The 19,607-nt window shown below is 73.7% G+C and carries 17 protein-coding genes; 12 read left to right on the top strand and 5 right to left on the bottom strand.

All coding sequences use genetic code 11. The annotated features are described in order from the left end of the window. Positions 1-71: 71 nt before the first annotated feature. Positions 72-1,139 (top strand): ATP-dependent DNA ligase, encoded by a 1,068-nt coding sequence (locus ACZ56V_RS36265; protein WP_356371692.1) that lies wholly within the window; start codon positions 72-74, stop codon positions 1,137-1,139. Between the two features lie 19 nt (positions 1,140-1,158). Here the strand turns inward: ACZ56V_RS36265 and ACZ56V_RS36260 are convergent, their stop codons facing one another. Further along, complete coding sequence (locus tag ACZ56V_RS36260; RefSeq protein WP_398917716.1) at positions 1,159-2,349, bottom strand: zinc-dependent alcohol dehydrogenase; 1,191 nt, start codon at positions 2,347-2,349, stop codon at positions 1,159-1,161. 211 nt (positions 2,350-2,560) lie between these two features. Here ACZ56V_RS36260 and ACZ56V_RS36255 point away from each other — a divergent pair, with 211 nt between their 5' ends. Beyond that, a complete protein-coding gene (locus ACZ56V_RS36255) occupies positions 2,561-3,529 on the top strand; it encodes a DUF3048 domain-containing protein (RefSeq protein ID WP_398917714.1) in 969 nt (322 codons plus the stop codon). A 31-nt stretch (positions 3,530-3,560) separates the two neighbouring features. Here ACZ56V_RS36255 and ACZ56V_RS36250 read toward each other — a convergent pair whose 3' ends face one another. Next, on the bottom strand, positions 3,561-4,025 hold the full coding sequence (locus tag ACZ56V_RS36250) for a MarR family winged helix-turn-helix transcriptional regulator (RefSeq protein WP_398917712.1): 465 nt from the start codon (positions 4,023-4,025) through the stop codon (positions 3,561-3,563). Between the two features lie 209 nt (positions 4,026-4,234). On the opposite strand from ACZ56V_RS36250, the gene ACZ56V_RS36245 reads away from it, so the two are divergent. From ACZ56V_RS36245 to pcaDC, 7 genes are read left to right on the top strand one after another with little or no spacing between them, the layout of a single operon-like run. Then, complete coding sequence (locus ACZ56V_RS36245) at positions 4,235-5,017, top strand: CoA transferase subunit A (protein WP_468947859.1); 783 nt, start codon at positions 4,235-4,237, stop codon at positions 5,015-5,017. After that, positions 5,017-5,661 (top strand): CoA transferase subunit B, encoded by a 645-nt coding sequence (locus tag ACZ56V_RS36240; protein WP_468947857.1) that lies wholly within the window; start codon positions 5,017-5,019, stop codon positions 5,659-5,661. The genes ACZ56V_RS36245 and ACZ56V_RS36240 overlap by 1 nt, the downstream gene beginning before the upstream one ends. Then, entirely contained in the window at positions 5,658-6,860 is a 1,203-nt protein-coding gene (locus ACZ56V_RS36235; protein ID WP_467384162.1) for a thiolase family protein, read from the top strand. The genes ACZ56V_RS36240 and ACZ56V_RS36235 overlap by 4 nt, the downstream gene beginning before the upstream one ends. Before the next feature lie 18 nt (positions 6,861-6,878). Then, on the top strand, positions 6,879-7,652 hold the full coding sequence (gene pcaH / locus ACZ56V_RS36230; RefSeq protein ID WP_467384160.1) for a protocatechuate 3,4-dioxygenase subunit beta: 774 nt from the start codon (positions 6,879-6,881) through the stop codon (positions 7,650-7,652). 6 nt (positions 7,653-7,658) lie between these two features. Next, a complete protein-coding gene (gene pcaG / locus ACZ56V_RS36225; RefSeq protein ID WP_398917702.1) occupies positions 7,659-8,264 on the top strand; it encodes a protocatechuate 3,4-dioxygenase subunit alpha in 606 nt (201 codons plus the stop codon). Then, positions 8,261-9,619, top strand: a complete 1,359-nt coding sequence (gene pcaB / locus ACZ56V_RS36220) for a 3-carboxy-cis,cis-muconate cycloisomerase (RefSeq protein ID WP_468947854.1) — start codon at positions 8,261-8,263, stop codon at positions 9,617-9,619. The genes pcaG and pcaB overlap by 4 nt, the downstream gene beginning before the upstream one ends. After that, positions 9,616-10,743: a bifunctional 3-oxoadipate enol-lactonase/4-carboxymuconolactone decarboxylase PcaDC gene (gene pcaDC / locus ACZ56V_RS36215; protein WP_398917698.1), complete on the top strand. Its 1,128-nt coding sequence runs from the start codon at positions 9,616-9,618 to the stop codon at positions 10,741-10,743. The genes pcaB and pcaDC overlap by 4 nt, the downstream gene beginning before the upstream one ends. 26 nt (positions 10,744-10,769) lie before the next feature. On the opposite strand, the gene ACZ56V_RS36210 is transcribed toward pcaDC, so the two are convergent. Further along, complete coding sequence (locus ACZ56V_RS36210) at positions 10,770-13,448, bottom strand: ATP-binding protein (protein WP_467384157.1); 2,679 nt, start codon at positions 13,446-13,448, stop codon at positions 10,770-10,772. A 263-nt stretch (positions 13,449-13,711) separates the two neighbouring features. Here ACZ56V_RS36210 and ACZ56V_RS36205 point away from each other — a divergent pair, with 263 nt between their 5' ends. Next, a complete protein-coding gene (locus ACZ56V_RS36205; protein ID WP_398918257.1) occupies positions 13,712-14,749 on the top strand; it encodes a DUF2510 domain-containing protein in 1,038 nt (345 codons plus the stop codon). A gap of 168 nt (positions 14,750-14,917) precedes the next feature. Here ACZ56V_RS36205 and ACZ56V_RS36200 read toward each other — a convergent pair whose 3' ends face one another. Further along, positions 14,918-15,532 (bottom strand): TetR/AcrR family transcriptional regulator, encoded by a 615-nt coding sequence (locus tag ACZ56V_RS36200; RefSeq protein WP_398918256.1) that lies wholly within the window; start codon positions 15,530-15,532, stop codon positions 14,918-14,920. A 206-nt stretch (positions 15,533-15,738) separates the two neighbouring features. On the opposite strand from ACZ56V_RS36200, the gene ACZ56V_RS36195 reads away from it, so the two are divergent. Beyond that, positions 15,739-16,554, top strand: coding sequence for a phosphatase PAP2 family protein (locus tag ACZ56V_RS36195; RefSeq protein WP_467384153.1), 816 nt, complete (start codon positions 15,739-15,741; stop codon positions 16,552-16,554). Next, positions 16,551-17,504, top strand: a complete 954-nt coding sequence (locus tag ACZ56V_RS36190) for a DMT family protein (RefSeq protein WP_467384152.1) — start codon at positions 16,551-16,553, stop codon at positions 17,502-17,504. Before ACZ56V_RS36195 ends, ACZ56V_RS36190 begins: the two co-directional genes overlap by 4 nt. A 19-nt stretch (positions 17,505-17,523) precedes the next feature. Here ACZ56V_RS36190 and ACZ56V_RS36185 read toward each other — a convergent pair whose 3' ends face one another. After that, positions 17,524-19,587: a phosphocholine-specific phospholipase C gene (locus ACZ56V_RS36185; RefSeq protein WP_468947852.1), complete on the bottom strand. Its 2,064-nt coding sequence runs from the start codon at positions 19,585-19,587 to the stop codon at positions 17,524-17,526. Positions 19,588-19,607: the final 20 nt, after the last annotated feature.

Raw genomic sequence — 19,607 nt, 5'->3', positions numbered from 1 at the left:
AGCCACGGTAGGCGCAGCACGGCGGCTTCGCATATCAGGCGACGGCGGGCGGGAACCTACAGAATCGGACCATGGAGCTCCCCGTCATGCCGCCCGTGAAGCCGATGCTCGCCAAGTCCGTGGCGAAGATCCCGCCGGGGATGCACTACGAGGCGAAGTGGGACGGCTTTCGCGCGATCGTGTTTCGCGACGGGGACGAGGTGGAGCTGGGCAGCCGGACGGGCAAGCCGTTGACCAGGTACTTCCCGGAGCTGGTGGGGGCGGTGCGGGAGCGGTTGCCCGAGCGGTGCGTGGTGGACGGGGAGATCGTGATCGCGCGGGACGGGCACCTGGACTTCGACGCGCTGACCGAGCGGATCCATCCGGCGGACTCGCGGGTGCGGACGCTGGCGGAGCGCACGCCGGCCTCGCTGGTGGTGTTCGACCTGCTGGCGCTGGACGACGCGTCCCTGCTCGACGTGGGGCTGGCCGACCGGCGGGCGCTGCTGGTGCGGGCGCTGTCCGGGGTGACGGCGCCGGTGCACGTGGCACCGGCGACGGACGACATCGAGGTGGCCCGGCAGTGGTTCGAGCAGTACGAGGGGGCCGGTCTGGACGGGGTGGTCGCCAAGCCGCTCGATCTGCGTTACCGGCAGGACGAGCGGGCCATGTTCAAGATCAAGCATGAACGGACGGCGGACGTGGTCGTGGCCGGGTACCGCTTCCACAAGAGCGGGCCGGTGGTCGGCTCGCTGCTGCTCGGGCTGTACGACGACCGGGGCGTCCTCCAGCACGTGGGGGTGAGCGCGGCCTTCACCATGAAGCGCCGGGCCGAGCTGGTGGAGGAGCTGGAGCCGCTGCGCATGGACGACGCCGGCGGCCACCCGTGGGCCAAGTGGGCCGAGGAGGCCGCCCACGAGTCGGCGCGGCTGCCCGGCGCCCCCAGCCGGTGGTCCGGCAAGAAGGACCTGTCCTGGGTGCCGCTGCGCCCCGAGCGGGTCGTCGAGGTGGCGTACGACCACATGGAGAACGGGGCGCGCTTCCGGCACACGGCCCGCTTCCGCCGCTGGCGCCCGGACCGGACCCCCGAGAGCTGCACCTACGCACAGCTGGAGGAGCCGGTCCGGTACGACCTGGCGGAGATCCTGGGCGGGCCCTGACGCGCCCGCCCCGCGCCGCCTACGGCTTCATCAGGACCTTGACCGCGCCGTCCTGCTTCTTCTGGAACATCTCGTACGCGTGCGGCGCGTCCGCCAGCGGCACCCGGTGGGTGGCGAAGCCGTCGACGCCGAGGGGGTCCTGGTCGGTCAGGTACGGGACGATCTCGTCGCTCCAGCGGCGTACGTTGGCCTGGCCCATCCGCAGCTGGATCTGCTTGTCGAACAGGGTGAGCATCGGCATCGGGTCGGCCATGCCGCCGTACACACCGGACAGCGAGATGGTGCCGCCGCGGCGCACCAGGTCGATCGCGGTGTAGAGGGCGGCGAGCCGGTCGACGCTGAACCGCTCCGCCAGGGGCCCGCCGATGGCCCGGGGCATCACCGCGGCGGTCTGCTGCACCAGCTTGGCCACGGCACCGCCGTGCGCCTCGGTGCCGACCGCGTCGATCACGGCGTCGGGTCCGCGGCCGTCCGTCCGGTCCTGGATCGCGGCGACGAGTTCCTTCTCGTTGTCGAAGGACCGCAGGTCGTACGTCTCCACGCCCCGCGCGCGGGCCCGCTCCAGCCGCTCGGGCACCAGGTCCACGCCGAACACCTTGTCGACCCCCTTGAGCCGGGCGATCCGGCAGGCCATGTCGCCGATCGGACCGAGGCCCAGCACGGCGAGGCTGCCGCCCTGCGGGACGCCGGCGTAGGCGACCGCCTGCCAGGCGGTGGGAAGGACGTCGGAGAGGTAGACGAAGCGGTCGTCGGCCGGGCCCTCGGGCACCTTGATCGGGCCGTACTGGGCCTGCGGCACGCGCAGGTACTCGGCCTGGCCGCCGGGCACCGCGCCGTACAGACGGGTGTAGCCGAAGAGCGGGGCCCCCATGCCCTCGCCGGTGACCTGGGTGGTCTCGCACTGGGTCGGCAGCCCGGTGTCGCACATGTAGCAGTGTCCGCACGCGATCTGGAACGGGACCACGACCCGGTCGCCCGGCTTCAGGTTGGTCACCTCGGGACCGACCTCCTCCACGATGCCCATGGGTTCGTGGCCGAGGATGTCGCCCGGCGTCATGAACGGCGTGAGCACTTCGTAGAGGTGCAGGTCGGAGCCGCACAGTCCGGACGAGGTGACGCGGATGACCGCGTCGGTCGGTTCCTCGATCCTCGGGTCGGGCACCTCCTCGACCCGCACGTCCCGCTTGCCCTGCCATGTCACTGCCTTCATCGCCCCGCGCTCCCTCCGTCGCCGTGCGCGTCGGTTCTGCGTGGCGGCCGGGTACCCCGGGGCTCCCGTCGCCGAACCCGGCGGTCTTTTCAGCCGAACAGCGGATTATCTGCCCCGTTCCATGTGCCGTATCGGATTCAGTCAGATATGGCACGAAATGCTTCAAGAAGCGCACAATCGATGACACAGGATGGGTGGACGGATGGTCGGGATGCGACGAGGGACGCGCAGGGGGCGGTATGCCGCTCTGCTGACGGCGGCGGTGGCGGTCTCGCTGGCCGCGGCGGGCTGCACGGCGGGGCCCGGTGCGCGGCAGGACGGGCGGGCACCGGAACCGGAGCGGTCGCACAGCGCGGCCCCCGCCTCGGGCCCCGTGCTCGCCGTGAAGGTCGACAATGTGCGCGCGGCCCGTCCGCAGACGGGCCTGGAGGCCGCGGACGTCGTCTACGCCGAGCCGGTGGAGGCCGGACTGAGCCGGCTGATGGCGATCTACGCCACCGAGCTGCCCGCCTCGGTGGGCCCGGTGCGCAGCGCCCGCGAGTCCGACCTGGAGCTGCTCGGCCAGTTCGACCGGCCGGTGCTGGCGTTCTCCGGCGCGCAGAGCAAGCTGCTGCCGCTCATCGACAAGGCCCCCCTGCGCGCGGAGCCACCGGGCGAGGACTCCGACGCCTACGTCCGCGCCGCGGACCGGCAGGCCCCGCACAACCTCTACCTGCGACCCGGCAAGCTGCTCCCGGAGCCCTCGGGGAAGGCGGCCCTCACCACCGGGTTCACCTACGGCAAGGCTCCCGCGGGCGGCCGGGCGGAGTCCTCGCACACGGTGCGCTACCCCTCGGCGAGCTTCACGTTCACCTGGTCCGGGAGCCGGGACCGGTGGCTGGTCTCCCTGGACGGCGACCCGGCCCGCACGGCGGACGGCGGACGGCTGGCCCCGGCCACGGTCGTCGTGCAGCACGTGAAGGTACGCGAGTCGGAGTTCCGCGACTTCCGCGGCAGCAACTCGCCCTACGTCGAGTCGGTGGGCTCCGGGCGGGCGGAGGTGCTGCGCGACGGGCGCGCGTACGACGCGGCCTGGAAGCGGGGGGCGGCCGCGGACGGCACCACCTTCACCACCGGGGACGGCAAGCCGCTGAACTTCGCCGAGGGCCAGGTGTGGGTGGTCTTCGCGGGCGATTCCTGAGCCGCCCGCGCCCGGCCGGTGCGGCGCCGGGTCAGCCCGGTGCCGCCGTCGGCTCCGCCGGGTTGCGGAGCCCTTCCGCGGCGTCCGCGACCCGGCGGATGAGATCGAAGAACACCGCCTGCTCCTCGGCGGCGAGCGGGGCCAGGAACACCTGGTTCATGCGGGCGATGCGCACGCCCAGCCTGCGGTGCACGCGCAGCCCCTCGTCGGTGAGCCGGAGCAGGGACCGGCGGCCGTCGTGCGGGTCACGGACCTTGTCGAGCAGCCCGCGGCGGCCGAGCCGGCTGACCACCTCTGCGATGGTGGACCGGTCCAGGCCCACCCTCTCCCCCACGGTGCGCTGGTCCAGGCCCGGCTCGGCGACGAGGGCGTTGAGGACGGCGTACTGCGGCGAGGTGGTCTCCTCCGAGACCATCGTGTTCCACAGCAGGTAGTGCGCCTGCTGCAGCCGCCTGGCCAGGTGGCCGGGGTGGGTGGTCAGATCGACCGCTGCCATGCGCGCACTCCCGTGGTCACTTTCATCGGTGCACTGACGATACATGGCGCAGAGTGTGAACATCCGAGAACGCCCCATACGATCTACCTCGCATTTTGTGGGTCTTGACGCCTCGGCCGCCCGGTGGCAGCGTGTGGGCAACCTCGCTTGAATACTCAGTGCCCTGAGTATCTGCTCCCGGGGCGCGCGGAAGAGATGGGGCTTCTCGGATGGACAAGGTGGTGGCCACGGCCAGTGAGGCGGTGGCCGACGTGCCCGACGGCGCGTCGCTCGCGGTGGGCGGTTTCGGGCTGAGCGGTGTGCCGAACGTACTGATCCAGGCGCTCCACGAGCGCGGGACCGGCGGGCTGTCGGTGGTCTCCAACAACTGCGGGGCGATGGACTCCGGGCTGGCCGTCCTGCTGGCCGCCGGGCGCATCGCCCGCGTGACCGGCTCCTACATCGGCGCGAACAAGGAGTTCGCCCGCCAGTACCTCGGCGGTGAGCTGGAGGTGGAGATGATCCCGCAGGGCACCCTGGCCGAGCGGCTGCGGGCCGGCGGCGCGGGCATCCCCGCCTTCTACACCCCCGCCGGGGTCGGCACCCAGGTCGCCGACGGCGGACTGCCGTGGCGGTACGACGGGTCGGGCGGGGTCGCGCTGGCCTCACCGCCGAAGGAGGTCCGCGAGTTCGACGGGACGCAGTACGTGCTGGAGCGCGGCATCCGCACCGACTTCGCGCTGGTCCGCGCGGCGAAGGGCGACCGGCACGGGAACCTGGTCTTCGCGAAGTCGTCCCGGAACTTCAACCCGCTGGCGGCGATGGCCGGGCGGGTGACGGTCGCCGAGGTGGAGGAGCTGGTCGAGCCGGGCGGGATCGACCCGGACGCGGTGCACCTGCCCGGGATCTTCGTCCAGCGGGTGGTGGCACTGACGGCCGAACAGGCCGCCGACAAGAAGACAGAGCGGCGTACGATTTCCGCGCCTCCGGCACGAGGGACGGTGAGTTCCTGATGGCGTGGACGCGTGAACAGATGGCCGCGCGGGCCGCGCGGGAGCTGCGGGACGGCCAGTACGTCAACCTCGGCATCGGCCTGCCCACCCTGATCCCGAACTACCTCCCCGAGGGCGTCGAGGTCACCCTGGAGTCGGAGAACGGCATCCTCGGCACCGGCCGGTACCCCACCGAGGCCGAGGTGGACCCCGACCTGATCAACGCGGGCAAGGAGACGGTCACGGTCCGGCCGGGCGCCGCCTTCTTCGACTCGGCGCTGTCCTTCGGCATGATCCGGGGCGGGCACATCGACGTGGCGGTGCTCGGCGCGATGCAGATCTCCGCCTCCGGCGACCTCGCGAACTGGGCCGTACCCGGCAAGATGATCACCGGGATCGGCGGCGCGATGGACCTCGTCCACGGCGCCCGCACCGTCATCGTGGTCATGACCCACACCGCCAAGGACGGCTCCCCCAAGATCCTTGAGGAGTGTGTCCTGCCGCTCACCGGCAAGGCCTGCGTCAACCGCGTCATCACCGACCTCGGCGTCCTCGACGTCACCGACGACGGCCTGGTCCTGGTGGAGACCGCCCCGGGTGTGGGCGTCGACGAGGTCGTCGCCAGGACCGACGCCAAGCTCGTCGTAGCGGAGGGAGTGAAGTGAAGGACGTCTACATCGTCGACGCGGTGCGCACCCCGTTCGGCAAGTACAACGGGGGCCTGGCGGGCGTACGCCCCGACGACCTCGCCGCGCACGCGATCCGTGAACTCCTCGCCCGTACGCCCGGCCTGGACCCGTCCCGGATCGACGACGTCTGCTTCGGCAACGCCAACGGAGCGGGCGAGGAGAACCGCAACGTCGCCCGCATGGCCGCCCTCCTGGCCGGCCTGCCCACCACCGTCCCCGGCGTCACGGTGAACCGGCTGTGCGCGTCCGGCCTCGAAGCGGTGATCCAGGCCGCCCGTGCCATCGCGGTCGGCGACGCGTCGGTCGTGCTCGCGGGCGGCGTGGAGTCGATGACCCGGGCGCCGTACGTGCTGCCCAAGCCGGACCGGCCCTTCCCCGCCGGGCACACCGAGATGTACTCGACCACCCTGGGCTGGCGCATGGTCAACCCGGCGATGGACCCGCAGTGGACGATCCCGCTCGGCGAGTCGGCGGAGCTGATCGCGGACAAGCACGGGATCACCCGCGAGCAGCAGGACGAGTTCGCCCTCGCCTCGCACGGGAAGGCGGCCCGGGCCCAGGCCGACGGCCTGTTCGACGCCGAGCTGGCGCCCGTGCCCGTACCCCGCCGCAAGGGCGGCCCGGTGGACTTCGCCGCCGACGAGTGCGTACGCGCGGACGCGTCCCTGGAGGCGATGGCGAGGCTCAGGCCGTCCTTCCGGAAGACCGACGGGACCGTGACCGCAGGGAACGCCTCCCCGCTCAACGACGGCGCCGCGGCGCTGCTCCTGGTCGACGAGGAAGGACTGCGCGCCACCGGCCGGGAGCCACTCGCCCGGGTCTCGGCCACCGGGGTCTCGGCGACCGACCCGCAGTACTTCGGCCTCGCCCCCGTCGAGGCGGTGAACCGGGCGCTCACCAAGGCCGGGCGGACCTTCGGCGACCTGGACGTGCTCGAACTCAACGAGGCCTTCGCCGCCCAGGTGCTGGGCTGCGTCGCCGAGTGGCCCGAGTTCGACCCCGCGGTGCTCAACCCGCAGGGCGGTGCCATCGCCCTCGGCCACCCGCTCGGCGCCTCGGGCGCCCGCCTCGCCGGCACCGTCGCCCACCAGCTGGCCCGCAAGGGCGGCGGAACCGGCATCGCCACCCTCTGCATCGGCGTCGGCCAGGGCCTGGCCCTGGTCCTCGACCGCTAGTCACCCACGGGATCCCCTATGACTCTCACCCAGCACGACATCGACGCGGAGATCGCGGCCGAGCACGCCGCCTACGAGAAGCGGGTCGCCGACGGCGCGCCCGTCGAGCACCACCCGCGCCGCGCCTACGCCCCGTACCGCTCCTCGGTGCTGCGCCACCCGAAGCAGCCGCCGATCGCCATCGACGTCAGCAAGGACCCGGAGCTGGTGGAGCTGTCCTCGCCCGCATTCGGGGAGCGGGACATCACCGAGATCGACAACGACCTGACCCGGCAGCACACCGGCGAGCCGGTCGGCGAGCGCATCACCGTCTCCGGCCGTCTCCTCGACCGGAACGGCAAGCCCGTGCGCGGACAGCTCGTGGAGATCTGGCAGGCCAACTCGGCCGGGCGCTACGCCCACCGGCGCGAGCAGCACGACGCGCCGCTGGACCCGAACTTCACCGGTGTGGGGCGCACCCTCTCCGACGGCGACGGCTTCTACCGCTTCACCACCGTGCAGCCCGGCCCCTACCCGTGGCGCAACCACGTCAACGCCTGGCGCCCCGCGCACATCCACTTCTCCGTGTTCGGCTCGGCCTTCACCCAGCGCCTGGTCACGCAGATGTACTTCCCGAACGACCCGCTGTTCCCGTACGACCCGATCCTGCAGTCGGTGACGGACGACGCGGCGCGGCAGCGGCTGATCGCGACGTACGACCACAGTCTGTCCGTGCCGGAGTTCTCGCTCGGCTACCACTGGGACATCGTGCTCGACGGCCCGGACGCCACCTGGATCGAAGAAGGACGCTGACCCGCCATGACGAAGATCGACACGAGCATCCCGGAACAGGTGCTGCCCACGCCGTCGCACACGGTCGGCCCCTTCTACGGGTACGCCCTGCCCTTCCGCGGCGGCGAGGACATCGCGCCCGCCGGGCACCCGGACACGGTCACCGTGCACGGGTACGTGTACGACGGCGAGGGCAACCCGCTGCCCGACGCCCTGCTGGAGCTGTGGGGGCCGGACACCGAGGGCCGGGTGCCGACCGCCGACGGCTCGATGCGGCGCGACCCGGCCTCCGGCGGCTTCCTGGGCCGCAATGGCGTCGAGTTCACCGGCTTCGGGCGCATCCAGACCGACGCGAACGGCCACTGGTACGCGCGGACGCTGCGGCCCGGGGCGCGCGGGCGGAGCGCGCCGTACGTGAGCGTGTGCGTGTTCGCGCGCGGGCTGCTGGTGCACCTGTTCACCCGGATCTACCTGCCGGGCGACGCGGCGGTACTCGCCGCCGACCCGCTGCTGTCCCGGGTGCCCGCCGAGCGCCGCGACACGCTGATCGCGGCGGACGAGGGCCGGGGCACGTACCGTTTCGACATCCGCCTTCAGGGCGAGGGCGAGACGGTCTTCCTGGAGTTCCAGTGACATCACCTGCCGACCCCGCCGACACCGACGCCTCCGCCGACACGAGTCTGCTCGCCCCCGGGTGGGCGGGCTCGCCGGCCGCGTCCGCGGCGGGTGACCTGGCGTATCTGCGGGCCCTGCTCGACGCGGAGGCGGCGCTGACCCGTGCCCAGGCCGCGCTGGGGCTCGCCCCGGCCGAGGCGGCGGACGCGGTGGGCGCGGCCGCGGCCGACCCGGCCGCCTTCGACGCGCGCTCCCTCGCCGAGCGGGCCCGGGGCGGCGGGAACCCGGTCATCCCCCTGGTGGCCGACCTCACGCGGGCGGTCGGCGAGCCGTACGGGCCGTATGTGCACCGGGGCGCGACCAGCCAGGACATCCTGGACACGGCGACGATGCTGGTCGCCGTCCGCACCCTGGACCTGCTGCTGCCCGACCTCGCCCGTACGGAACGGGCGCTGGCCCGGCTGGCCGCCGAGCACCGGGACACGCCGATGCCGGGGCGGACGCTCACCCAGCACGCCGTGCCGACGGCCTTCGGGCTGAAGGCGGCCGGATGGCGCTCGCTGGTGCTGGACGCACGGGACCGGATCACGGCGGTGCGGGACACGCTGCCCGTCCAACTCGGCGGCGCGGCAGGCACCCTGGCCGCCTTCGAGGCGTACGGCGCGACGGACCCGGTCCGTCTCCCGGCGGCGTACGCGCGTGAACTGGGCCTGCGGGAACCGCTGTTGCCCTGGCACACCCTGCGCACTCCGGTCGCCGACCTGGCCGGCGCCCTCGCCTTCACCGCCGGGGCGCTCGGGAAGGTCGCCGTGGACGTGCTGACGCTGTCCCGCACCGAGATCGGCGAGGTCGCCGAGGGCAGCGGGGGCGGTTCGTCGGCGATGCCGCACAAGGCCAATCCGGTGCGGGCCACGCTGATCGCGGCAGCCGCCCGGCGCGCCCCGCAGCTCGCGGCCACACTGTACGGCTCGCTGGCCGCCGAGGACGAGCGGCCGGCCGGGGCCTGGCACGCGGAGTGGGAGCCACTGCGGGACCTGCTGCGCCTGACCGGCGGCGCCGCCCGTGACGCCGCGGAGCTGACCGAGGGACTGCGGGTGCGCCCGGACGTGATGCGGGCACACCTCGGTCTCACCCACGGACTGATCGTCTCGGAGCGGCTCTCGGCCGAACTGGCGCCGGTGCTGGGGCGGGCCCGCGCCAAGGAACTGCTCACCGAACTGGCGGCGCGTGCCTACGCCGAGGACCGGAGCCTGGGCGAACTGCTGGCCGAGGTACCGGAGTTGCGGGAACTCGACCTGGCCGCCGCAACCGACCCCGCCCGCTACACGGGGGCCGCCGCCGCCCTCACCGACCGTGCTCTGGAGCGACGTTGACGACCACCCTCAACCACCTGTCCGAAGGCCCCGAATCCGCTCCCCCGCTGCTGCTGGGGCCCTCGCTGGGCACCTCGTACGCGCTGTGGGACGCGGTGGCTCCCGAACTGTCCATCGGGCACCGGGTGATCCGCTGGGACCTGCCGGGGCACGGAGGATCGCGAGCCGACCTGATCGGGCCCGGCGCCACCGTCGCGGACCTGGCCGATCTGGTGCTCGCGCTCGCCGACTCGCTCGGCGTGGAACGGTTCGCCTACGCCGGGGTGTCCCTGGGCGGCGCGGTGGGCCTGCATCTGGCCGTGCACCGTCCGGAGCGGGTGTCGTCCCTCGCGGTGGTCTGTTCGTCGGCGCACTTCAGCGGCGTGCGGCCGTGGGAGGAGCGGGCGGCGCAGGTGCGCGAAGAGGGGCTCGGGCGGCTCGCCGAGAGCGCGGACGCCCGGTGGTTCACCCCGGGGTTCACCGTGCCGCGGCTGGTCCGGGACCACCGGGACGCCGACCCGGACGCGTACGCGGCCTGCTGCGACGCGCTGGCCGCCTTCGACCTGCGGGACCGGGTCGGGGAGATCTCCGCGCCGACGCTGCTGATCGCGGGGCGCGAGGACCCGGCCACACCGCCCGCGCACCTGCGGGAGCTGGCCGACGCGGTGCCGGGCTCGACGCTGACGGAGATCCCGGGCGCCTCGCACCTGGCGCCGGCCGAGCGGCCCGAGGCGGTGCTGACGGCGCTGCGGGCGCACTTCGACGGCGGGGCCCGGCGGGGCATGGCGGTACGGCGCGAGGTGCTGGGCGACGCGCACGTGGACCGGGCGCAGGGGCGGCAGACGCCGTTCACCGCCCGCTTCCAGGACTTCATCTCGCGCTACGCGTGGGGCGAGATCTGGACCGACGACACGCTCTCGCGCCGCGAGCGCAGCATGGTCACGCTGACGGCGCTGGTCGCGCACGGCCACTACGAGGAGCTGGCCATGCATGTGCGGGCGGCGCGGCGCAACGGGCTGACGCCGGACGAGATCGGCGCGGTGCTGCTCCAGACGGCGGTGTACTGCGGGGTGCCGGCCGCCAACTCGGCGTTCGCGACGGCCCAGCGGGTGCTGGCCGAGGAGGCGGACGGCGCCGCGGAGTGAACCCCTCGGCGCGTCCTGGCGGGGCCTCAGCCCGTGTGTCCCGCCGCCAGGGCCTGACGGGCGCGGGCCGCGAGGCCGTCGGCGCCGCAGGACTCGGCCAGCGCCAGGCCCCGGTTCAGCTCGGCGGCCGAGCGGGAGACGATGCCGTACTCCACGCGGGCGGCGGCGTGTTCGTACTGGCAGGGCGATGCTTCCAGGTAGGCGACGGCCTGGGCGGCCAGCCGGACCGCGCGCTGGCCGGTCTCCAGCGCGGCGGCGCAGCGCAGGGCCTCTCCTATCGCCGTGTCCGTGCCGAAGCGCTCGGCCTGGCGGCGGGCGTCGGTGGCCAGCTGTGCGGCGCGGCCGGGATCCTCGGTGGCCAGCGCCCGGGCCAGTTCGGTCGCCCAGGGGACGACCACCGGGTTGTGCCGGCCACGCGCGGCGGCCGCCTTCTCGGCGGCCTCCAGTTCGTTGACGCCCTCCTCGGTGCGGCCGGTGGCGAGCAGCAGCCGCCCGCGCACCGGGCGGGGGTCGGGCAGCACGATCGTCGACGGGTAGGGCGGTGCGAAGCCGTACTGGTCGGCGACAATCCGGGCCTCCTCGACATGGCCGCGGGCGAGCAGGGTGTCGATCAGGTTGCAGGTCGCCGACCAGTACAGCGGCAGTCCCCGGCCGACGCGCTCCGCGATGCGCAGTGACTCGCGCAGCGACTGCTCGGCCTCCTTGAGGCGGCCCCTCCTGCGGTGGCCGAGACCGACGTAGGCGTGTGCGAGGGAGAGGTGGCCGCCGCTCCAGCCGGCGCTCTCGTAGGCGCGCAGGGCCTCGGTGAACAGTGCCTCGGCGCGGTCGAGCCGGTCGGCGTAGGCGTAGGAGCTGGCCAGCATCATCGGCAGTTCCAGGCCCCACTCGGTGTCGGTCCAGCCGAGTCCGGGGGCGAGGCGGCCGTTGACGAGGGCGCGGTCGCACAGCTCGACGACCTCGTCCGCGCTCTCGCCGTGGGTCATGGCGTCGAAGCCGCGCAGGATGAGCAGGGCGCGCTCGGCGTTGTCGCGGCCGGTGCAGGTGGCGGCGAGTTCGGCCAGGCGTGCGGAGCGGTGGGGCGACGAGGTCTCGCCGGCGTGGATGCCCTCCCACATGTACTGGGCGGCCTGGAGGCGCAGCCGCGCCGAGGGGTCGGGGTTGCGGGCGGCCTCCGCCTCGACGGTGCGGACGGCCTCCTCCAGCTGGTCGTTGTGGAGCAGGGCCTGGGAGAGCCGGAAGACGGCGTCCACGCGCTGCTCGCCCTCAAGGCCGGGCATGGCGAGCGCGGTGCGCAGGTGGCCGATGGTGGTGGCGGGCGCGGTGAGGAGCGTGGCGCAGCCCAGCTCGAACAGCACGCGGGCGTGGGATTCCGGCAACGGCGGTTCCTGCAGGGCCCGTTCGAGGCAGCGCCGGGCCGCGTCGGGGGCTCCGACGGCGAGGTGTTCGCGGGCGGCCTCGCGCAGCTGGGCCACGACTTCCTGGTCGTCGTCGGGGTGCACCTTGAGCAGATGCCGGGAGGCGGCGGCCGCGCCCAGCCCGGAGTCGGCGACCAGCTGGGCCGCTATGCCGTGCATCGCCGTGCGCAGCGCGTCGGGGATGGAGTTGTAGACGGCGGTGGCGATCAGCGGGTGGACGAACTCCAGCTCTCCCGCGCCCGGTTGTCCGGCGGTGGCGTCGGGTACGGACAGGATCCGGGCGCCCCTGAGCAGTTCGGCGCAGCGGGCGGCGTCGGCGGGGTCCAGAGTGGCGAGCCGGGCCACCATGTCGACGGTGATGCCGCCGCCGAGGATGGCCGCGGCCCAGGCGAACCGGGTGGAGTCGACGCCGAGTTGCTCCAGTCGGGCGACGAGACCGCCGCCGCGGGCGGAGCGGTTCAGGGCACGCAGTTCGGCGGCCTCCGCCTCGACGGGCTGCAGTTCGCTGTCCTGGACCTTGGCGAGGAGTTCGACGGTCTCGTAGGGGTTGCCGCCGGTGACGGCCCACACCTCGCGGCAGAAGGCGGCCTCGGCGTGGGCGCCCAGCGTGGCGCGGGTGAGTCCGGCCGTCGCTTCGGGGGTGAGGGCGTTCAGCGGGGCGAGGGGCCGGCCGACGGCGGTGGCCGCCTCCAGATGGCGGGCGCTGTCCCCGCTGACGTCGCCGGGGCGGCGGGCGAGGACGACCAGGACGGAGGTCTCGTCGAGCCGTTCGGTGAGCGCGGCGAGCCAGCGCAGGGTCTCCTGGTCGGCCCAGTGCGCGTCGTCGATCAGCAGCACCAGCGGCCACTCCCGGCGGGAGAGCCGGCGTACGGCGGCGACCAGGCCGTCGCACACGCCCTGCGGGTCGGCCTGCCGCTCGCCGGGGTCCGCTATGCCGAGGGCGGGGCCCGCGATGTCGTACCAGTCGCCGAGGTACTCGCGGGCCTCCTCGGGGAGCATGGACACCAGGGCGGGCTGGAGCAGTTGGCGCACCACGTTGAAGGGGACGGACCTGAGGGTCTCGCCGCCGCGTGCCGACCAGACGGTGCAGCCCCGGGCCTCGGCGATGCGGCGGGTCTCGGCGAGCAGCGCCGTCTTGCCCACCCCGGCCTCGCCGCGGGCCTCCAGCAGGGTGCCGGGGGACGAGCGGTCCGCGCACAGGGTGTCCACCGCACGCGTGATGGTGGCGATTTCCTCGTCGCGCTCCCAGAGGGAGGCCGGGACGGCGCCCACCCGCCGTACCTCCGTCATCCCGCTACCTCCCCGAGTCGCCCGAATGACGTACAGAGCCTGAGCCTAGCCCTCCGATCGCGCAAGTGGTGAGTGCTCCACCGACCAGTTGCCGTGACGGGTGACATGCGGTAAAGCGCGGACGACGCGCCGGGCCCGTCATCAGCGGCGGTGCGGTCGGACACCCGTCAACCTCGCGCGGCGCGGGGCAGCCGGACCGGCCCGCGCGGCGACCGGGACGGGCCTCTCATCCGGCTTTCACCGACGCCTCATACGGTGGGCGCATGACGCAGGCGACTCCTCCCGGGTGGTACCCGGACCCCGGACAGAAGAATGACGGTCCCGCCACCGAGCGCTGGTGGGACGGCACGGCGTGGACCGACCAGGTGCGCCCCGCGGGGGCGGACGCCGCGGGGGCACCGCCCGCGCAGCCGCCCGCCCGGCCCCCGTTCCAGCCGCCGGTGCAGGACACGACGGCCGGGTACCCCGTGCACCCGGGGTACCCGGGCGTTCCGGTCCAGCCGCCGCCGGCACGGCGGCGCCGGCTGCGAACCGTGACGGCCGTCGCGGCGGCCGTGGCGGTACTGGCCGGCATCGGGGTCGGCGTGTACGCGCTGACCGACGACGGCTCGGGCGGCCACGACGCGGGCGCCGCGCAGCAGGACCGGCGCGGCCCCGGCGACGGCGGCGACCCGTTCGGCGACTCGGGCGGCGGCAACGGCGGCGGCGAGGACGGCCGGTCGCCCGCACCGGACTCCCCCGGCGAGTCGGAGCCGCCCACGGTCGACAGCGGCTCGGTGACGGACGCGTTCAGCGGGATCAGCCTGCCCATCCCGGACGGCTGGTCGGGGCAGGAGCTGCAGGTGGGAGCGCAGTTGACGGCGGACGACGCCTACAAGTGCCCCGGCGACACCTCCAAGTCCTGCACGAAGGGCGGCGCCTACTCGGCCCCCGCCATGCTCCTGAAGACCAAGGGCAGCACCGCGGAGGAGGTCGCGAAGGCCGACATCGAGGCGAACGCCGAGGAGTCCTACGGCGGCGAGTCCTACGGCGGGATCACCTCGCACGACGAGCTGGCCTCCAAGGCGGTCACGGTCGCCGGGCAGAAGGGCTACCTGGTCCGCTGGAAGGCGGTCACCGCCAAGGGCTCCGACGGCTATGTCGAGTCGCTGGCCTTCCCCTCGCCCTCCGACGCCTCGCGCATCGTCGTCGTGCGCTTCGGTGTCGACACCGACCAGAAGCAGACGGTCATCGACGAGATAACCAAGGGCATAAAGGTGGACACCACGGCCGGCGGCGGGGGCGACGGCCAGGACGTCTGACGAGTCCGGCGGTGCCTTACGAGGCACCGCCGGAAAACTGTCGGCCGGGTGGGGCGCCCTTCCGCTCAAAGGGTGCCCCACCCGGCCGGGGGTGCGCGCCGCCCCCGTCCCCACGGTGCGGCGCGGGCAGGCCACCGTCCAGTCATCCCGTGGACGGCGGCCTGAGTCTCAGGGGAGGCCGAGCGCCGGCAGCACGACGGCCTCGACGAACCGCACGAGGTACGCCGCGTCCGCCTGCTCGCCCTCCAGGACGGGCCGCATCCGCAGCATGCCGAAGAGCTGTGCGGGCACGTACTCCAGCGCCGGGTGCCCGGCCGGCACCTCGCCCCGTGCCACACCGCGCGCGAGGATCGCCCGCAGCGCGGCGATCTCCGGCTCGACGAGCGCCTCGCGCAGCGCGCACTTGAGTTCCGGGTCCTCCATGACCGCGTGGCCGAGCGCCTGGAGCAGCCCGGTGTCCTTGCCCGTCCCCTCGCCCGCGGCCGCTGCCGCCTGGCGCAGGTCCCCGGCGAGCGACCCGGTGTCGATGCCGGTGAAGCGCACCCGGCGGTTGGAGCGCAGGGCGGCGGCCACGAACTGGGGCTTGGTCTTCCACTGCCGGTAGAGCGTGGACTTGCTGCACCGCGTGCTGGCGGCGATGCCCTCCATGGTGACGGCGTCGTAGCCGCAGGAGCGGAGCTGGTCGAGCACGGCGTCGAAGAACTCCTGCTCACGCTCCGGCGTGAGCTTGGAGCGGCGCGAGGTGCCGGCCGTTTCCGGTCGCTCCGCGTCCTGCGACGTCATCGCCTCGGCTCCCTCTCGCTCGTCCACGGAACCCCGTTCCGGTCCCGCACCCAGTGTGTCCCATGTCTATCGATACGCCAGTGTACCGGTACACCACCGTATCGGTACACTGGCGTATCGGAACGAGGTCGTATCGATGAGAACCGTCACACGCCCCCGTACCCGATACGAGCCACACGCACCACCGTCAGCGAAGGGGCCGGGGGATGAATGCCCGCAGCGATCCCGCAGAAGCGGGGCCGGACGCGCCCGCGCGTCCACCGCTCGTCCGTGAGCTCCTGCTCGTGGCCGGGCTCTTCCTCGTGTACAAGTTCGGCCGCCGGCTGGCGACGGGACACACCGCCGAGGCCTTCCGCAACGCCCACCACGTGTGGGACTGGGAGCGCGTGCTGCGGCTGCCCGACGAGGGCGCGGTCCAGTCGCTGCTCCTGCACGGCGACACGCTGGTCCACGTGGCGAACACGTACTACGCCGCCGTCCACTTCCCGGCCACCCTGGCCTTCCTGGTCTGGCTGTACCTGCGACGGCCCGCGCACTACGTCTGGGCCCGTCGGGTCCTGGCCGCCGTGACCGGCGCCGCCCTGGTGCTGCACCTGCTCTTTCCGCTCGCCCCGCCGCGCATGCTGGGTGCCACAGGGCTGATCGACACGGCCCGGCTCTTCGGCCCCTCGGTGTACGGTCCGCCGCGCACCGACGCGCTGTCGAACCAGTTCGCGGCGATGCCCTCGCTGCACTTCGGCTGGGCCCTGATGCTGGCGATCGGTCTGATCGCCGCGACGCGGACCCGGTGGCGCCGGCTGTGGCTGCTGCATCCGCTGATGACGCTGCTGGTCGTCGTGGGCACCGCGAACCACTACTGGCTCGACGTGATCGTGGCCACGGCGCTGCTCGGCCTCGCGCTGGCGGTGCTGCGACTGCCTCGCGCGCCGCAGCGGCCGCGGTGCGGCCTGCCCCACCGGCGGTCCGAGGTCCGGCACCGGCCGTCGGCCGAGCGGCCCGAACTGGTCGGGGCGGGCCGGTGAACGCCGCCCTCGTCGCCGTACTGCTGTCGCTCGTCTCGGCCTGCGCCTACGCCGCCGCGGCCGTCGCCCAGGAGCGGCTGGCCTCGCGCGCCTCCGGCGCCGGTGCGCTGCGGATGCTGGCCTCAGGTGCCTGGTGGTGGGCGGTCGCGCTCAACGCCTCGGCGGCACTGCTGCACGTGGTGGCGCTCAAGTACGGTCCCCTCACCGTGGTCCAGCCGCTCGGCGCGCTCACCCTGGTCGCGGCGGTGCCCCTGGGGGCGCGGCTGGCGGGCCGCAGGGTGAGCGCGATCGAGTGGCGGGGCACCGGGCTGACGCTGCTGGGGCTCGGCGCACTGCTGCTCACCGCGTCGGGGCCCGCGCCGGAGGACGTGCTGAGCGTGCCCGAGGCGCTGGCCGTGTCCGGCGCGACGGCCGCGCTGATCGGCGCGCTGTCGTGGCCCGGCGCCCGGCCGGGGCTGCGGCACGCGGCGGCGTCCGGCATCGCGTCCGGCATCGCCTCGGCGCTCACCCAGACCGTCACGGTCGCCGTCACCGACCGCACGGGCCCGCTGCTGAGCGTCCAGGTGATCGGCGTGGCCGTGCTGGTGGCCGCCTTCGCGACGGGCGGACTGCTGCTGTCCCAGACGGCGTACCGGGGCGGCCTCGGTGCCCCGCTGGCGGTGGTGACCCTGGCCAATCCGGTGGCCGCCGCGGTGATCGGGCTCTCCCTGCTCGGAGAGCGGCTCAGGGGCGGCGCGGGCGGCGTGCTCCTCGCGCTGACCGGTGCGGCGCTGGCCGCCTGGGGAGTGCTCCAGCTGAGCCGGGCGACCCCGGTGCGGCCGGAGCCCGCGGGCCCGGTGGCCGCGGGTCCGCCCGGTCCGCTGCCCGGGCCGGTGCCGGAGGGCTCGGGGCAGATGGGTCCCGGGCTGGTGCCCCGGCAGCCGGGGCCGGGGCACCTCACGCGACTCTAGTTCCGGGTCGGGCGCCGCCTCAGTCCGTGATGATCGCCGGGTCGCTGGTCCCCGGCCGGCCGTTCTCCACGTGCCCGGCGAAGCGCCGCAGGAAGGCCGGGTCGGTCTCGGAGGTGACCGTCACGTCGTACCAGCGGCGGCTGCGCGCGAGGTCGACGGTGTGGCGCACGGTGGTGCCGGGGCGCACGGTGAGGGTCCGGGTGCGGCCGTCGTAGGCGTTGGCGATCCGCAGCCGGACCGTGCCGGTCCCGGTGTGGGTGAGGGTCAGCCGGAGGTCGTCGCCGTCGTGCCGCGCGGTGACCTCGGGCCCGGCGGGTCCGGCGACCCCGTTGGCGCCCCGGAAGACGCGCAGGAAGCCGGCCGGGCCGTGCACGGTCAGGTCGTAGGAGCCGGCGGAGTAGGCCGAGTTCCAGGTGTCCGCGAGGGTCTTGCCGGCCTCGGTGGTGTACGTCCAGGGGCCGTCGGTGCGGTTGCCGGAGGTGACGAGGAAGGCGGCGCCGGCCCGGGCACCGGAGGCGAAGGCCAGGGTGAACTTCCCGGCCGCCGTGTCCACGGCACCGTCCACGTGCGGGGCGTAGCGCAGCGGGCGGGAGGGGCGCGACCCGCGTTCCTGCCGGGGCATGCCGGGGTCCGCGGGCGGTGTCGGACGGTAGTCGGGGTGGCGTTCGCGGTCCGGCGGCTCGTAGGCGTCGGTGTCCGGCAGCCGGGCCGGGCGGCTGTCCGTGCGGGAGAAGTCGAAGGCGGAGGTCAGGTCGCCGCAGACGGCGCGCCGCCAGGGTGAGATGTTCGGCTCGTGGACGCCGAAGCGGCGCTCCATGAAGCGGATGACCGAGGTGTGGTCGAAGGTCTCGGAGCAGACGAAGCCGCCCTTGCTCCACGGCGAGACGACCAGCATGGGCACGCGCGGGCCGAGCCCGTAGAAGCCTTCCCGGTGCTTGGCGCTGCCCTGGAAGACGTCCAGGGAGACGTCGACGGTGGACCGGCCCTGTGCGGCGGACTTCGGCGGCAGCGGCGGCACCACGTGGTCGAAGAAGCCGTCGTTCTCGTCGTACGTGATGAACAGGGCGGTCTTCGCCCAGACCTTCGGGTTGGAGGTGAGCGCGTCCAGGACCTGGGAGATGTACCAGGCGCCGTAGTTCGAGGGCCAGTTGGAGTGCTCGGAGAACGCCTCCGGGGCGGCTATCCAGGAGATCTCCGGCAGCTTGCCCGCCTTGACGTCGGCGCGCAGCCGGTCGAAGTAGCCCTCGCCGCTCTTGGCGTCGGTACCGGTGCGGGCCTTGTCGTACAAGGGGTCGCCGGGCTCGGCGTTCCGGTACTTGTTGAAGTACAGCAGGGAGTTGTCGCCGTAGTTGCCGCGGTAGGCGTCATCGATCCAGCCCCAGTGGCCGGCCGCGTCGAGGCCGTCGCCGACGTCCTGGTAGATCTTCCAGGAGACCCCGGCCGCCTCCAGCCGCTCGGGGTACGTCGTCCAGTCGTAGCCGAGTTCGTCGTTGCCGAGGACCGGGCCGCCGCCCTCGCCGTCGTTGCCGGTGTGCCCCGACCACAGGTAGTAGCGGTTGGGGTCGGTGGAGCCGATGAAGGAGCAGTGGTAGGCGTCGCAGACGGTGAAGGTGTCGGCGAGCGCGTAGTGGAAGGGGATGTCCTCGCGGGTCAGGTACGCCATGGTGGTGGTGCCCTTGGCGGGCAGCCACCGGTCGTACTTGGCGTTGTGGTAGGCGTCCTGTCCGTCGGACCAGCCGTGCGGCAGCCCTTCGAGGAACTGCATGCCGAGGTCGTCGGCCTCCGGGTGGAACGGCAGCACCTCGGTGCCGTCGCCCTTGCGCTGGTGCCACACCGACCTGCCGTCGTCCAGCCTCACCGGGTGCGGGTCGCCGAAGCCGCGGACCCCGCGCAGCCTTCCGAAGTAGTGGTCGAAAGAACGGTTCTCCTGCATCAGCACGACGATGTGCTCGACGTCCTCGATCGACCCCGAGCGGTGGTTCGCCGGCAGCGCGGCGGCCCGGTCGATACTCGCGGAGAGGGCGCTGAACGCCGTGGTGGCGCCCGCGAGTTGGAGGAATCTGCGCCGGTTCACTTCGGCCATGGGGTGAGGGACCTCTCGCC

The sequence above is a fragment of the Streptomyces sp. NPDC034099 genome (assembly GCF_055575415.1).
This window is presented reverse-complemented; position numbering and strand designations above follow the sequence as displayed.

Bases quoted from the DNA above. Each gene is read 5' to 3' on its own strand.
- ACZ56V_RS36200 (WP_398918256.1), bottom strand. From the start codon at position 15,532: ATGACGTCGCAGGACGCGGAGCGACCGGAAACGGCCGGCACCTCGCGC.
- pcaH (WP_467384160.1), top strand. From the start codon at position 6,879: ATGACTCTCACCCAGCACGACATCGACGCGGAGATCGCGGCCGAGCAC.
- ACZ56V_RS36205 (WP_398918257.1), top strand. From the start codon at position 13,712: ATGACGCAGGCGACTCCTCCCGGGTGGTACCCGGACCCCGGACAGAAG.
- ACZ56V_RS36250 (WP_398917712.1), bottom strand. From the start codon at position 4,025: ATGGCAGCGGTCGATCTGACCACCCACCCCGGCCACCTGGCCAGGCGG.
- ACZ56V_RS36260 (WP_398917716.1), bottom strand. From the start codon at position 2,349: ATGAAGGCAGTGACATGGCAGGGCAAGCGGGACGTGCGGGTCGAGGAG.
- pcaG (WP_398917702.1), top strand. From the start codon at position 7,659: ATGACGAAGATCGACACGAGCATCCCGGAACAGGTGCTGCCCACGCCG.
- ACZ56V_RS36195 (WP_467384153.1), top strand. From the start codon at position 15,739: ATGAATGCCCGCAGCGATCCCGCAGAAGCGGGGCCGGACGCGCCCGCG.
- ACZ56V_RS36255 (WP_398917714.1), top strand. From the start codon at position 2,561: ATGCGACGAGGGACGCGCAGGGGGCGGTATGCCGCTCTGCTGACGGCG.
- ACZ56V_RS36245 (WP_468947859.1), top strand. From the start codon at position 4,235: ATGGACAAGGTGGTGGCCACGGCCAGTGAGGCGGTGGCCGACGTGCCC.
- ACZ56V_RS36265 (WP_356371692.1), top strand. From the start codon at position 72: ATGGAGCTCCCCGTCATGCCGCCCGTGAAGCCGATGCTCGCCAAGTCC.
- ACZ56V_RS36240 (WP_468947857.1), top strand. From the start codon at position 5,017: ATGGCGTGGACGCGTGAACAGATGGCCGCGCGGGCCGCGCGGGAGCTG.
- ACZ56V_RS36185 (WP_468947852.1), bottom strand. From the start codon at position 19,587: ATGGCCGAAGTGAACCGGCGCAGATTCCTCCAACTCGCGGGCGCCACC.
- ACZ56V_RS36210 (WP_467384157.1), bottom strand. From the start codon at position 13,448: ATGACGGAGGTACGGCGGGTGGGCGCCGTCCCGGCCTCCCTCTGGGAG.